The sequence below is a fragment of the Nocardioides sp. genome (assembly GCF_004803405.1).
GTDB lineage: Bacteria > Actinomycetota > Actinomycetes > Propionibacteriales > Nocardioidaceae > Nocardioides > Nocardioides vastitatis.
Genome location: NZ_SSXI01000018.1, coordinates 1 through 14,664 on the forward strand (window position 1 = coordinate 1; position 14,664 = coordinate 14,664).

The window sequence follows — 14,664 nt, forward strand, 5'->3', positions numbered from 1 at the left end:
CGTCGGCGTCCTCTGCCTCCGTGGGGTGGTTGGAAGCGTCGATCGTGGTCAAGGTTCCTCCTCGGCTGTTGCGCTGAAGGACGTGAAATTGTATGGAGTATGATCCATGCAGTAGTCAGATCCACACACTACATCTCGTCCCTGACCCGGTGTCCCGACTCGATCCGGAGGACCCGCAGGGAGTCGGTGGTCCCAGGAACGCCACTCTGGCTGCCCGACACCACGACGACGAGATCGCCCGCCTGGAAACGACCTGTGCCGAGGAGCGCGCGACTGACCTCCTCGGGCAGGCATCCGGCGGTCGGCGCCAGCACGGAAGCGTCGACGCCCCAGGAGAGTGCCAACAGAGCCCGCACCGACTCGTCGTGCGCGAGTGCCAGGAGGGGCAGAGAGGACCGCTGACGTGCCAAGCGGCGCGCAGTGTCGCCGGTCCGGGTGAAGCAGCACAGCGCGACCGCGCCGACATGGTCGCCGACCTCACTGGCGGCCGCTGCGATCGCGTCGCCCGTCCTCAGGTCCGGAAGGGCGTCCATCCCGTAGTTCCTCCTCGACGGCGGAACGGCGCGGGAAGACGAGCTCTCCGCCTCGACCACGATGCGTGCCATCGTCGCCACCGTGTGCGCGGGATGGGCGCCGACACTCGTCTCCGCGGAGAGCATCACCGCGTCCGCTCCGTCGAGCACGGCGTTGGCCACGTCGGAAACCTCGGCCCGCGTGGGACGAAGGTCGGAGACCATCGAGTCGAGCATCTGCGTCGCGACGATCACCGGCTTCGCGGCCACGCGGCACATCCGGATGGCCTCCTTCTGCACGTGCGGCACCTGCTCCAACGGCATCTCCACGCCGAGATCTCCGCGCGCAACCATCAGTCCGTCGAAGGCGTCGACGATCGCTGCCAGATCGGTGACGGCCTCCGGCTTCTCGAGCTTGGCGATCACCGGCACCCGGCGGCCGACCTCGTCCATGACCGCGTGCGCGAGCTTCACCTCCCCGGGGGCGCGGACGAACGACATGGCGACCATGTCGACGCCGAGCTCGAGGGCGAATCTCAGGTCCTCGGCGTCCTTCTCCGACAGCGGCGGCACGCTCACCGAGACGCCAGGAAGCGAGATGCCCTTGTGGTCGCTCACCGGTCCGCCGTGCGTGACGAGGCACCGGATGTCAGGTCCGTGCACGTCGAGCACGCGGAGCTCGAGCTTGCCGTCGTCCACCAGCAGCCGGTCGCCTGTGCGCAGATCGGCGGCGAGGCCGCCGTACGTCGTGGACACTCGGTCGTGGTCGCCCGGGACCGGGTCCGTGGTGATGATGATGCGCTCGCCGTCGTCCCACCGCACCGGCCCGGCGGCGAAGGTGCCGAGGCGGATCTTCGGACCCTGGAGGTCCGCGAGCACTGCTACCGCACGGCCGCGCTCGGCAGCGCTCTCCCGGACAGCGTGGTAGAGCTCTGCGTGGCTGGCCTGCGAGTCGTGGCTGAAGTTCAGCCGTGCCACGTCCATGCCGGCATCGACGAGCCCGGTGATTGCTGCGACGTCACGCGAGGCGGGGCCGAGTGTGCAGACGATCTTCGCGCGCCGGTTCACCGTCGCCCGGGTCGGGACGCCTGCTCCAACGACTGCGATGCTCACCAGGACTTCCTTCCTGTCAGCCATGCAGTGGAGGTTGCCCGCGGCGGTGCGGATGGGCCTCGGCGTGGGCTTGACGGACTGCATACCGCTGACGGCATACTGTATGCGATCTCGCTTCAGTGCTGCAACCCCGATCGGAGATGCCGTGATCATCGGAGTCCTCAAAGAAGCGCGCACCGGCGAGCGCCGCGTGTCTGCGACTCCCCAGGCGGTGACCCAGCTCATCGACCTCGGCTACGAGGTCGTCGTGGACCCCGGAGCGGGAGTGGAGGCGAGCTTCCCCGACTCGGCGTACGTCGCGTCCGGCGCGTCGATCGGCAACGGGCCGGCGGCGGACATCGTTCTCGGCGTCAACCCTCCCTCGCGGCCTCAGCTCGAACGGTTCCGCCCCGGCGCCACGCTGATCGGCATTCTCAACCCGGCGCTGGACGCCGACCTGGTGGCGGACCTCGCCACGCGCCCGATCACGGCGCTGGCGATGGACGCGGTGCCGCGGATCTCGCGTGCTCAGTCGATGGATGTGCTCAGCTCGATGGGCAGTGTCGCCGGCTATCGAGCGGTGCTCGAGGCCGGTCACCAGTTCGGTCGGTTCTTCACCGGGCAGGTGACAGCGGCAGGCAAGGTGCCACCGACGAAGGTGCTCGTCGTGGGCGCGGGCGTTGCCGGCCTGGCCGCTATCGGGACCGCGCGCAGCCTGGGCGCGATCGTGCGGGCGACCGACCCGCGGCCCGAGGTGGCGGAACAGGTGGAGTCGCTGGGCGGCAAGTACATCGCCATCGAGTCGCCGGAGGTGGAGGTCAGCGCCACCGGGTACGCCAAGGAGATGGGCGACGACTACAAGGAGCGCGAAGCCCGTCTCTACGCGGCGCAGTGCCAGGACGTCGACATCATCATCACCACTGCCTTGATCCCTGGCCGGGCGGCTCCGCGGCTGATCGACGCCGCGATGGTGGCGAGCATGAGGTCGGGGAGCGTGATCGTCGACATGGCCGCGGCCAACGGCGGGAACGTCGAGGGCACCGTGCCAGGTGACGTGGTCCGCACTGACAACGGCGTGATCCTGATCGGCTACACCGACCTCGCGGGCCGGATGCCTGCGCAGGCGTCGCAGCTGTACGGCACGAACGTCGTCAATCTGATCAAGCTGTTGACCCCGGCCGCGGACGGCCGGCTGGTTCTCGACCACACCGACGTCGTACAGCGTTCGATCACGGTGGTCCGCGACGGTGAGCTGACCTGGCCACCGCCACCGGTGCACGTGTCGGCAGCGCCTACGGCACCGGCATCACCCGCGTCGGGGCCCGCGGCCGATGCTCAGGTAGAGGTGTCGGCGAACCGGCGGCCGGTGCCGCCGGTACGGCGTGCTGCTCTGACCGGTGCCCTCGGTGTTGCGTTCTTCGTCGTCGCGGCGCTCTCCCCATCGGCACTGCTGGGCCACCTCACGGTGTTCGCCCTCGCGATCGTCGTGGGGTTCTATGTCATCGGGAAGGTCCACCATGCGTTGCACACGCCGCTGATGAGCGTCACCAACGCGATCTCCGGGATCATCGTGGTCGGCGCTCTGCTCCAGATCGGCCACCGCGGGCACCCCGCGGTCACCGCCGTCTCGTGCGTCGCGATCCTGCTCGCCAGCATCAACGTGTTCGGCGGTTTCGCGGTCACTCAACGCATGCTCGGCATGTTCCAGAGGAGCTGAGCCATGACGGTCGACACGGCGGCTCAGGCCGCCTACATCCTCGCGGCCCTGTTCTTCATCCTCGCCCTTGCCGGGCTCTCGCGTCACGAGACCGCCAAGGCCGGCAACGGCTACGGGATGCTCGGCATGGGCGTCGCCATCCTGGCGACGGTCGTGGTGGCGATCGACAGGCAGATCGACGGGACCGGGCTGGTCCTGCTCGTCGCGGCCATGGTGGTCGGAGCAGCGATCGGGATCCATCGGGCCCGGGTCGTGGAGATGACCGGCATGCCGGAGCTGATCGCGTTGCTGCACAGCTTCGTGGGCCTGGCGGCGGTGCTGGTCGGCTGGAACGGCTTCCTCGCCGTCGAGGGCGACGCGGCCGGGGGCGAAGCCCGGCGTCTCGACGCTCTCGGCACCCTCGGCATCCACCATGCCGAGGTCTTCGCCGGCGTCTTCATCGGCGCGGTCACGGTCACCGGCTCCGTCGTCGCCTTTCTGAAGCTGTCGGCCCGGATCAAGTCCGCACCCCTGATGCTGCCGGCCAAGAACCTGCTCAACCTGGGTGCGCTGGGCGCCTTCGCCATCCTCACGGCGTGGTTCGTGGCCGATCCCCAGCCGTGGTTGCTCGTGGTGGTCACGATCCTGGCGCTGCTGCTCGGCTGGCACCTCGTGGCGTCCATCGGCGGTGGGGACATGCCGGTGGTCGTGTCGATGCTCAACAGCTATTCGGGCTGGGCGGCGGCGGCCTCGGGCTTCCTGCTCGAGAACGATCTGCTGATCATCACCGGAGCGCTGGTCGGCTCCTCCGGTGCCTATCTGTCCTACATCATGTGCAAGGCGATGAACCGCTCGTTCATCTCGGTGATCGCCGGTGGCTTCGGCATCGAGTCATCCGCGGGCGGCGACCAGGAGTACGGCGAGCACCGCGAGATCAACCCCGAGCAGGTCGCCGAGCTGCTTGCCGATGCCGAGTCGGTCATCATCGCGCCTGGATACGGCATGGCCGTCGCGCAGGCTCAGCACGGCGTCGCGCAGCTGACCCGCAGGCTTCGCGACCGTGGCGTGAACGTGCGCTTCGGCATCCACCCGGTGGCCGGACGGCTGCCCGGTCACATGAACGTGCTCCTCGCCGAGGCCAACGTGCCCTACGACATCGTCCTGGAGCTGGATGAGATCAACGGCGACTTCCACGAGACGTCGGTCGTCCTCGTCATCGGTGCCAACGACACCGTCAATCCCTCGGCGGCCGAGGACCCGAGCAGCCCGATCGCCGGCATGCCTGTCCTGGAGGTGTGGAACGCGAGCGACGTGATCGTGTTCAAGCGATCCATGGCGGCCGGCTACGCCGGTGTCCAGAACCCGCTGTTCTTCCACGACAACGCCGCGATGCTGTTCGGCGACGCCAAGGAACGGGTCGACGACATCCTGGCGGCCCTCGGGTGAGGTGTCCGACATGGGGAGGCTCGACCATGACCCACGCGCTGCGCTACGAGGTCGACTGCTCGATCCTCCTTACCGAGCTCCTCTGCTCGAGAGGCCGCCGCCGCGGAGGATGCTGACACCCCCGCACCTCCGCTCTCGTCGCCTGTCGCTCGTCATGGCCGCGGTGGTCGCGCGCGCGCATAGGCTGGTTCCCAGTCGGGGATGGACAGACGGTGGCAAACCTTTGGCCCGTCGTATACCGTCTACAATCGTGACGTCAATCACCGCAGGGATCGTGCTCGCAGGCGGTCGCTCATCGCGGATGGGAACCGCCAAGGCAGCCTTGGAGTGGCATGGTTCCACCCTGCTCCGGCACGTCACGGGAGTGGTGCAGCGCGCCGTCGACGGACCGGTGTTCGTCGTGCGGGCGCCGGGCCAGGAGCTTCCCGAGCTCGACCGCGAGATCATCGTCTGCGACGACCCCCGAGAGGGGATGGGGCCGATGCAGGGCCTGGCCGTCGGCCTGCGCGCCGCCGCCGAGCACGCCGCGCGTCCCGACGTCGCGTTCGTGTGCTCCACCGACCTCCCGTTCCTCCACACCGCCTTCGTGCGCGCCGTGCTCGCCGGCTTCGGCTCCGACCCTGGGGCCGAGCCGGAGGTCGATGCCGTCCTCCCCATCGTCCGCGGCTTCCGGCAGCCGCTCACCGCGGGCTACCGCACCGCGCTGGCTCCACTGGTGGAGGAGCTGTTGGGGAAGGGTCAGCTGCGCCCCGCACATCTGCTCGCCGAGTGCCGGGTGCGCGTGCTCGACGAGGACGCGCTGCTCGCCGACCGCGCCCTCGCGGCCGTCGACCCCGAGCTCGAGGCCGTGGTGAACGTCAACGAGCCCGCCGACTACGAGGCCGCCCGCCGCCGTCCCGAGCCCGAGGTCATCGTGGAGCGGTATGGGGTGCTGGCGACGCGTGGGGGAGGGCGCGGGCCGCGTGTGGTCAGGGCGGCCACCATCGGTCACGCCGCCGACCTCGTCGGCCTCGCGTTCGACGGCCACATCCTGGCCGCCGTCAACGGCGACCAGATCCGCAGCGACGGCACCCTGCCGCTTCAGGCGGGCGACACCGTCGCGTTCATCTCCGCGGACGCGGGAGGCTGACGTGCACGGCTACTTCGGACGCGCACTCGTCGTCGACGTCACCGACGGCTCCACGACCGCGCTGCCGCTGGGCGAGGACGTTCTCCGCGCCCACCTGGGCGGGGCCGGTCTCGGGGCCTGGCTGACCACCGAGCTCGCCCCACCGGGTGTCGACCCGCTGGCCCCGGAGAACCCGCTCTCGTTCGTGTTCTCCCCGCTGGTCGGCACGCCGCTGACCACCAGCGCCAAGTTCGCCGTCGTCGCGAAGTCGCCGCTGACCGGGCTGCTCACCGATGCCCTCGCCTCCAGTCACTTCGCGATCGCCGGCAAGTTCACCGGGTACGACGCGCTCGTCATCACCGGCCGCGCCGAGCGGCCGACCCACGTGTTCATCACCGACGAGGACGTCACGCTGACCGACGCGTCCGGCGAGTGGGGGATGTCTGCCGCCGACGCCGAGGCGGCGGTGCGGGAGCGCAGCGGACGCCGGTGGCGGGTGGCCGCGATCGGCCCGGCCGGTGAGGCGGAGGTGCGCTACGCGACGATCTCGCACGACGGCCGGCATGCCGGCCGGGGCGGGCTCGGTGCCGTGCTGGGCAGCAAGAACGTGAAGTCCGTCGCGGTGAGCGGCCGGAAGCGAGTCACGCTGGCCGACAAGGACGGCGTCCTGGCTCTGGCCAAGGACCTCCGCCAGCGGTCGTTCGGCCCGGCCACCGAGAAGTACCGCGAGCTCGGCACCCTCGCCAACCTGCTCGCGTTCAACGCGATCAGCACCCTGCCGACGCGCAACTTCCAGACGGCCACGTTCGAGGGCGCTGCCCTGCTGTCCACCGAAGAGCTGGCGAGCAGCCGCTCCGTCGCGAAGAACAGCTGCGCCTCGTGCTCCATCGGCTGCGAGCACATCTATGCCGGCAAGGACGGCAAGAAGTCGCGGGTCGAGTACGAGAACGTCTTCGCCCTCGGCCCTCTCTGCGGGGTCTCCGACGCCGACGACGTGCTGGCCGCCAGCGCCCGCTGCGACGAGCTCGGCCTCGACACCATCTCCGCCGGCGGCACCATCGCGTGGGCGATGGAGTGCGCTGAGCGGGGGCTGATCGACGCGCCGTGGCTGAGGTTCGGCGACGGCCCTGCTCTGCTGCGGGCGCTCGACGAGATCGGCTCCCGCACCGGCCTCGGCGCCCTTCTCGCGGAGGGGTCTCGCCGGGCTGCCGAGCAGGTCGGACAGGGTTCGGCGGGCTTCGCCGCGCACGTGAAAGGCATGGAGATGCCGGGATACGAGCCCCGCACCCTCCAGTCGATGGCGCTTGGTCTCGCGGTGAATGCACGGGGCGCCGATCACAACCGCTCCGGTGCCTACGAGGCCGACCTGAGCGGCGACCGCGACCGGCTCGCGGGCACCGCCGACCATGTGCGCGCCGCCATCGCGACCGAGGACCGGGCCGCCGTGATCGACTCGATGATCCTGTGCAAGTTCCTCCGCGGCGTCTTCACCGATCCCTACGTCGAGTGGGCCGACCTGCTCTCGCGCGTCACCGGGTGGGACATCACGGGAACCGAGCTGCAGGAGACCGCCCGGCGGATCGTGCTCGCCAAGCGGGCCTTCAACCTTCGCGAGGGGTGGACCCCCGACGACGACTGGCTGCCCGACCGGTTCCTCGACACGCCTCTGACCCTCCCGTCGGGACGCACGGCGACCCTGCCCGCCGCCCGGCTGCGCGACATGATCGACACCTACTACGAAGAGCGCCGGCTGGACGCCCAGGGACGTCCGCTGCTCGTCGCCACAGGAACGGAGACGACACCGTGACCATCACCCGCGACGGCTTCGCACCCCCAGCGAGCGAGGCCGTGACCCGGACCGTCTCGCTGACCATCGACGGCAAGACCGTGAGCGTGCCCGAGGGCACCACGATCTGGGAGGCCGCGCGCGACGCGGGCATCGACATCCCAGTGCTGTGCCACGACGAGCGGTACGACGCGGTCGGCGTGTGCCGGATGTGCGTCGTCGACACGGGCGGTCGGGTCTTCGCCGCGTCCTGCGTCCGGCCGTGCGATCCGGGCATGGAGGTCACGACGTCCACGCCCGAGCTCGAGCGCAGCCGTGCCGTGCTCACCGAGCTGCTCACCGTCGACCAGCCGCCGCGCGAGGAGGATCCGAAGCAGACCACCACCGCCGACAACGAGCTGATCTCGCTTGCGGACCAGTACTCGGTCGGCGCCGTCGAGGACCTGTTCGCGGGCCCGGCGCGCGGCAAGGACGCCTCCAACCCCGTGATCGCGGTCGACCACGACGCCTGCATCCTCTGCGACCGTTGCGTGCGCGCCTGCGACGATATTCAGGGCAACGACGTGATCGGCCGGAGCGGCAAGGGCTACTCGACCCGGATCGCGTTCGACCTGAACGACCCGATGGGGGAGTCGTCGTGCGTGACCTGCGGCGAGTGCGTCGCGGCCTGCCCCACGGGTGCCATCACGAACAAGGCGATCAACAACATCCCGATCCAGCCGAAGGAGAAGCTCGACGCGGTCGACACGGTCTGCCCGTACTGCGGCGTCGGCTGCGCCCTGACGTACTACGTCGACCGCGAGCGCGGCGGGATCTCGTTCGCCGAGGGTCGCGACCAACCGGGCAGCCAGGGCCGGCTGTGCGTCAAGGGCCGTTACGGCTGGGACTACGCCGCCTCGACGCAGCGGCTGACCAAGCCGCTGATCCGGGTGGAGTCGTCGTATCCCAAGGGCGCGTTGTCGCAGGACGTCAAGGCGGAGTCCGACCGCGACGTGGTGCGCAAGGGCAGGGGCGAGGGCAAGGGCGAGGGCAAGGGCAAGGGCAAGGGCGGCCGGAAGCCCGGCGGGCTGGTGCCGTACGACGAGGTGATGCCGCACTTCCGCGAGGCCAGCTGGGAGGAGGCGCTCGACCTCATCGCGAGCCGGCTCAAGGAGATCCACACGGAGGGCGGGCCCGGCACGATCGCCGGCTTCGGCTCGGCGAAGTGCTCCAACGAGGAGGCCTACCTTTTCCAGAAACTCATCCGCGCCGGGTTCGGCACCAACAACGTCGACCACTGCACCCGGCTGTGCCACGCCTCGAGCGTGGCGGCCCTCTTCGAGGGCGTTGGCTCGGGCGCGGTCTCCACGACGTACGGCGACGTCGCGAATGCCGACGTCGCCATCATCACCGGCAGCAATGCCACGGCGAACCACCCGGTGGCGTCGTCGTTCTTCAAGCAGGCCCGGCGCAACGGCACCAAGATCATCTACGTCGACCCACGGTCCGGCACGGTGGCCGACCACGCCGACATCTTCGCCCAGCTCAAGCCCGGCACCGACGTGGCGCTCTACAACGGCATCATGCACGAGGTGATCCGGCTCGGCCTGATCGATCGGGATTTCATCGCGAGTCGCACCTCGAACTACGACGAGCTGGCCCGCACGGTCGAGGCCTACCCACCCGAGCTGGCGGCGCAGATCTCCGGCGTCCCGGTCGAGACGATCCGCGAGATCGCTCGCCTGTGGGGCGAGGCCAAGGCCGGCGTCATCTACTGGGGCATGGGCATCTCCCAGCACACGACGGGCACCGACAACGCCCGGTGCTTGATCGCGATGTGCTCGATCACCGGCAACGTGGGCCGGCCCGGCACCGGCCTGCACCCCCTGCGCGGGCAGAACAACGTGCAGGGCGCCTCCGACGCGGGGCTGATCCCGATGTTCTACCCGAACTACCAGCCGGCGACCGACACCGCGACCCGAGAGGTGTTCGAGAGGGCCTGGGGCACCTCGCTCAGCCCCGAGAACGGTCTGACCGTCACCGAGGTGATCAAGTCGATCCTCGACGGTGGGGTCCGGGCGATGTACATGCTCGGCGAGAACCCGTTCCTCTCCGACCCGAACATCAACAAGGTGCGCAAGGCGCTCTCGCAGCTGGAGTTCCTCGTCGTCCAGGACATCTTCCTGACCGAGACCGCCGAGTTCGCCGACGTGATCCTGCCGGCCTCGTCGTATCTCGAGAAGGACGGCACCTACACCAACACCGACCGCCGGGTGCAGCTCGGACGCAAGGTGTTCGACCCTCCCGGTGAAGCACGCGTCGACTGGGAGATCGTGCAGGAGATCGCCCGCCGGATCGGGCTCGACTGGAACTACGAGTCGCCGCGCGAGATCTTCGACGAGATGGTCCCGCTGATGCCCGACTACGCCAACCTCGACTACGACAACCTCGGCGCCGGCGGCAAGCTCTACCCCATCGAGGACCCCGACCTCACCGACGGCACCGTGGTGCTCTTCGACGAGCGGTTCAACACCGACGACGGGCTGGCGCACCTGGTCCCTGCCGAGTGGCTGCCGGCGAAGGAGCTGCCGAGCGAGGAGTACCCGTTCGTACTCAACACCGGGCGGCTGCTGCAGCATTGGCACACCGGCTCGATGACCCGCCGGTCGTTCGCGCTCGACGCCATCGCGCCGCGCGCCGAGGTGTACATGCACCCCGACGACGCGGCGGCTCTCGGCCTCGCCGAAGGCGACCTGGCCCGCGTGGCCTCGCGTCGCGGCGAGATCGTGCTCAACGTGAAGGTCTCGCACCGGGAGGTGCCGGGCAACGTGTTCATCCCGTTCCACTTCCGGGAGGCCGCGGCCAACCTGCTGACGATCGACGAGATCGACCCGACGGGGAAGATCCCGGAGTTCAAGTTCTGTGCCGTGAAGGTCGCCCCCGAGCTCGCCTCGGGCACGGCGGAGAGCAACGGTGTGCCGGTCGGAGCCTCGGACTCGAAGGGTGGCGTGTGATGACGTTGACGGCTGGACCCAAGGTCCCGGGAGTCGAGGCGCGGGCGGGCAAGTTCCGCGGGCCGAGCCTGATCCCCATGCTGATGGAGATCCAGGAGCGGCACGGCTGGCTGCCCCGCGAGGAGCTCGAGGCCCTGGCGCGCACACAGAAGAGGCCGCTCTACGAGATCGAGGGCCTGGTCTCCTTCTACCCGCACTTCCTCACCGAGCCGCCCAGGAAGGTCACGGTGCGGGTCTGCCACGACCTCTCGTGCTGGATGGCGGGGGCCGAGGACCGGATCGCGGAGCTGAAGAAGAACTACGACGGCTCGCCCGAGGTCGAGCTGCTCGAGATCTCCTGTCCGGGTCGGTGCGACATCGCGCCGGCCGCCACCGTCAACGAGCGACCGTGCGCGGTCGCGGACGTCGACGACCGGGTCGACGAGGGCCGGGAGGCCGACGGCGTCGGGCACGGTCACGCGGACGCCGCCGACACGACGTCCTACGGACCTGCCGAAGGCTGGCCCAACGACCCCTACGCGGGTGGGGCACCGCGCTACCAGGCGCTGCGCCGGCTGCTCACCGGCGAGCTCTCCCACGAGCAGGTGCTGGCCGAGCTGCAGGAGTCGGGGCTGCGCGGCATGGGCGGCGCGGGCTTCCCGACCGGCAAGAAGTGGGAGCTGGTGCGGGCCGCCGCGGGGCCGGTGAAGTACGCGATCTGCAACGCCGACGAGTCCGAGCCCGGCACGTTCAAGGACCGCCAGCTGCTCGCGGAGCAGCCGCACCTGGTGCTCGAGGGCATGCTGATGGGCATGGTCGTCACCGGTGCCGAGGAGGGGTGGGTCTTCATCCGCCACGAGTACGGCCCGGAGGAGCAGGTGCTGCGCGCCGAGATCGAGACCCTGCGCAGCGAGGGGCTGCTCGGCGACGACGTGCTCGGCTCCGGGCGCCGGCTCGTCGTCGACGTGTTCACCTCGCCCGGCGGCTACATCCTCGGCGAGGAGACCGCGCTCATCGAGTGCATGGAGGGCCATCGGGGCGAGCCGCGCAACAAGCCGCCGTTCCCCGGTAACTACGGGCTCTGGGGCCAGCCCACCCTGATGAACTCGGTCGAGACGTTCGCCGACGTCCCGATCATCACCACCAACGGTGCCGAGTGGTGGAAGGGCCAGGGCACGAACGGCAGCACCGGCCTCAAGTTCTTCTCCGTCTCCGGTCACGTGGAGCAGCCCGGGGTCTACTGCGTCCCGATGGGCACGACGATCGGTGAGCTCATCGAGCTCTGCGGCGGCGTCTCCGGCGGGCGGGCCCTGGGCGCACTGCAGCCAGGTGGCGCCTCATCGAACTTCATGGGTCCCGACCAGCTCGACGTGCCCCTCGACTTCGGCACGCTCCAGGACGCCGGCTCCATGCTCGGCTCCGGAGCGATGGTCGTGATCGCCGAGGGCACCAACACGCTCGCCGCCGCGACCAACGTGCTCCGGTTCTTCCGCAACGAGTCGTGCGGCAAGTGCGTGCCGTGCCGGGTCGGCTCCACCAAGGCCCACGACCTGCTGGCCGACACCCTGAGCAACGGCGGCGAGCTCGACGACGAGCGTCGCGGCCGACTGCTCGAGCTCGAGGTGGTCATGCGCAAGACCTCGATCTGCGGTCTCGGCCAGGTGGCGCTGGGTCCGGTTGTCAGCGTCCTCGGGCGCACGGCCAATGCCGAGGAGAACGGTGTCGGCAAGTAGGGAGTTCTTCGCGGCGTTGCCCGTCGCCGAGGCTCTCGCCGGGTTCCGGCCGCAGCGGCGGACGGGGGTCGAGTCCGTGCTGCGCGACGACGCACTCGGCCGGGTGCCCACTTCGGCGGTGACCTCCGGTCAGCCACTGCCCGGGTTCGCGCGGTCGACGGTCGACGGGTACGCCGTCCGCGCCGCCGACACCTACGGCGCGGGCGACGGGCTGCCGGCGTACCTCGACGTGCTCGGTCGGGTCCGGATGGGATCGATGCCCGAGCTCTCGGTGCGTCCTGGCGCCGCGCTGCAGATCCCCACCGGCGCGGCCATCCCCGACGGCGCCGATGCCGTGGTGATGGTGGAGTACACGCAAGTGACCATGGCCGGAGCCGTGGAGGTGACGAGGCCGGTCGCGATCGGTGACGGCATCGTCCGGGCCGACGAGGACGTCGCCGCGGGTGGGGCGCTCGCACCGGCCGGCCGCCCGCTGCGTCCGCAGGACCTCGGCCTGCTCGCCGCCGCGGGAGTCACCGAGCTGAAGGTGAGAGCGCGGCCGCGGGTGGCGATCGTGTCGACCGGCGACGAGGTGGTTCCGTCCGACACCCAGCGCCTAGCAGCCGGCCAGGTGCGAGACGCCACCGCCTCCGCGCTGTCTGCCTTGGTGACGCGGGCCGGTGGTGTTCCGGACTACCGGGGCATCGTGCCCGACGACCAGGAGGCGCTGACCACGACGCTCACCGAGGCCGTGGCCGAGGCCGACCTGGTGGTCGTCTCCGCGGGCTCGTCGGTGGGCGCGCGCGACGAGACGACGGCCGCGGTCGAGGCACTCGGCGACGCGTCGGTGTTCTGCCACGGGCTCGCGATCAAGCCCGGCAAGCCCACTCTGCTCGCGGAGGTCGCCGGGGTACCGGTGCTCGGCCTGCCCGGCAACCCGCTGTCGGCGCTGGTGGTCTTCCGGATGGTCGGACTTCCGGTGCTGCGGCTCGTCGGCGGCATCGAGGTGCCCCCGCCGGAGCCGACGGTGCCGGCCACCCTCTCGCGGCCGCTCGCCTCTGCCGCTGGCCGGCTCGACGTCGTTCAGGTGACGTTGCGCGACGGCCAGGCGACCCCGATCTTCGGCCACTCGGCCCTGCTGTCGCTGCTCACCACGGCCGACGGGTACGTCGTGGTGCCCGAGCCGGCGACCGGACTCGACGCGGGAGCCGTGGTGACGGTCACCCTGTATGCATAGGACGATCGCCACGTGACCCGTCCCGGTTCCAGCAGCCCCTTCGTCAGCGACGTGCCAGCCGCCGCGGCCGTCTCGGCATGGCTCGACGCGTGCCGGGAGGCCGGGTGCCCAGATCGCCTCGACCCGGTGCGGGTGCCGGTCGGGGACGCGCTGGGCCGGGTGACCGCTGAGCCGGTCTGGGCGACTCGGTCGTCACCCGCCGCGGACCTCGCGGCGATGGACGGGATCGCGGTGCGCTCGGTGGAGACACACGGGGCCTCGCCGACCACGCCGAAGCTGCTGGCGCCCGGCCAGTACGTCGTGGTCGACACCGGCGACCCGGCTCCCGACGGCTTCGACGCCGTCGTGATGCGCGAGCACGTGCACTACGAGGGCGAGGCGGCGGAGATCATGGCTGCCGTCCCGCCGTACCAGCACGTGCGTTCGATCGGGGAGGACGTGAGCGCCGGCGAGCTGCTGCTCCCCGAGGGGCACCGGATGCGGCCGGTCGACATCGCCTCCGCGGCGGCGGCCGGGGCGATCGACGTCGTCGTGCGCCGCCGACCACGGGTCGCCGTGATCCCGACCGGCGACGAGATCGTGGCCGTGGGCAGCGAGCCGGAGCACGGCGAGATCCTCGACACCAACTCGATGATGCTGGTCGCCCAGGCCAAGGAGGCGGGGTGCGAGGCGTGGGCCACCGAGATCGAGCCCGACGACGTCGAGCGGATCGGGGCCGCCGTCCGGGCCGCCGCAGCGGAGGCCGACCTGGTCGTCGTGGTGGCGGGCTCGAGTGCCGGGCGCGACGACTACACGGCCGGCGTGGTCGCCGACCTCGGCGTGCTGGCCGTGCACGGGGTGGCGGTCCGTCCCGGCCACCCGGTCGTGCTGGGTGTGGTCGGCAAGACCCCCGTGATCGGCTGCCCGGGCTACCCGGTATCGGCAGCACTGACCTTCGACATCTTCGCCGCCCCTCTTCTCGCGGGGCTCGAGGGCGTGGCGCCGTCGCGCCGCCCCAGCGTGCGCGCCCGGCTGGCCCGCAAGCTGCCGTCGGTGGTCGGCATGGACGACTGGGTGCGCGTGCGGCTCGGGGCGGTGCATGGCGAGGTCGTCGCCTCGCCGCT

Annotated in this window: 9 protein-coding genes; 8 read left to right on the forward strand and 1 reads right to left on the reverse strand. The window is 70.5% G+C overall.

Annotated elements, in window-relative coordinates; genetic code table 11:
* Positions 1-128 precede the first annotated feature (128 nt).
* Positions 129-1,625 carry a pyruvate kinase gene (pyk, locus tag E7Z54_RS01420; protein ID WP_240769454.1) on the reverse strand — a complete coding sequence of 499 codons (1,497 nt, stop codon included), beginning with the start codon at positions 1,623-1,625 and terminating at the stop codon, positions 129-131.
* Between the two features lie 145 nt (positions 1,626-1,770).
* On the opposite strand from pyk, the gene E7Z54_RS01425 reads away from it, so the two are divergent.
* The 8 genes from E7Z54_RS01425 to E7Z54_RS01460 all read left to right on the forward strand — a co-directional run.
* On the forward strand, positions 1,771-3,321 hold the full coding sequence (locus E7Z54_RS01425) for a Re/Si-specific NAD(P)(+) transhydrogenase subunit alpha (RefSeq protein ID WP_136431058.1): 1,551 nt from the start codon (positions 1,771-1,773) through the stop codon (positions 3,319-3,321).
* A 3-nt stretch (positions 3,322-3,324) separates the two neighbouring features.
* On the forward strand, positions 3,325-4,746 hold the full coding sequence (pntB, locus tag E7Z54_RS01430) for a Re/Si-specific NAD(P)(+) transhydrogenase subunit beta (RefSeq protein ID WP_136431060.1): 1,422 nt from the start codon (positions 3,325-3,327) through the stop codon (positions 4,744-4,746).
* A 250-nt stretch (positions 4,747-4,996) separates the two neighbouring features.
* Positions 4,997-5,875: an NTP transferase domain-containing protein gene (locus E7Z54_RS01435; RefSeq protein ID WP_240769455.1), complete on the forward strand. Its 879-nt coding sequence runs from the start codon at positions 4,997-4,999 to the stop codon at positions 5,873-5,875.
* Position 5,876: 1 nt separating this feature from the next.
* The gene (locus E7Z54_RS01440; RefSeq protein ID WP_136431064.1) at positions 5,877-7,661 is read left to right on the forward strand and encodes an aldehyde ferredoxin oxidoreductase family protein; all 1,785 of its coding nucleotides are present in this window, start codon (positions 5,877-5,879) and stop codon (positions 7,659-7,661) included.
* Positions 7,658-10,633, forward strand: a complete 2,976-nt coding sequence (fdhF, locus tag E7Z54_RS01445) for a formate dehydrogenase subunit alpha (RefSeq protein WP_240769456.1) — start codon at positions 7,658-7,660, stop codon at positions 10,631-10,633. Before E7Z54_RS01440 ends, fdhF begins: the two co-directional genes overlap by 4 nt.
* A complete protein-coding gene (locus tag E7Z54_RS01450) occupies positions 10,633-12,345 on the forward strand; it encodes an NAD(P)H-dependent oxidoreductase subunit E (protein WP_136431066.1) in 1,713 nt (570 codons plus the stop codon). Before fdhF ends, E7Z54_RS01450 begins: the two co-directional genes overlap by 1 nt.
* Positions 12,332-13,561 carry a molybdopterin molybdotransferase MoeA gene (locus E7Z54_RS01455; protein WP_240769457.1) on the forward strand — a complete coding sequence of 410 codons (1,230 nt, stop codon included), beginning with the start codon at positions 12,332-12,334 and terminating at the stop codon, positions 13,559-13,561. Before E7Z54_RS01450 ends, E7Z54_RS01455 begins: the two co-directional genes overlap by 14 nt.
* A gap of 12 nt (positions 13,562-13,573) precedes the next feature.
* Positions 13,574-14,664 (forward strand): molybdenum cofactor synthesis domain-containing protein (locus E7Z54_RS01460; RefSeq protein WP_240769458.1); only part of this gene is annotated, 1,091 nt, incomplete at its 3' end.

Coding starts and splice junctions, on each gene's coding strand:
- pntB (WP_136431060.1), top strand. CDS start 3,325: ATGACGGTCGACACGGCGGCTCAGGCCGCCTACATCCTCGCGGCCCTG.
- E7Z54_RS01450 (WP_136431066.1), top strand. CDS start 10,633: ATGACGTTGACGGCTGGACCCAAGGTCCCGGGAGTCGAGGCGCGGGCG.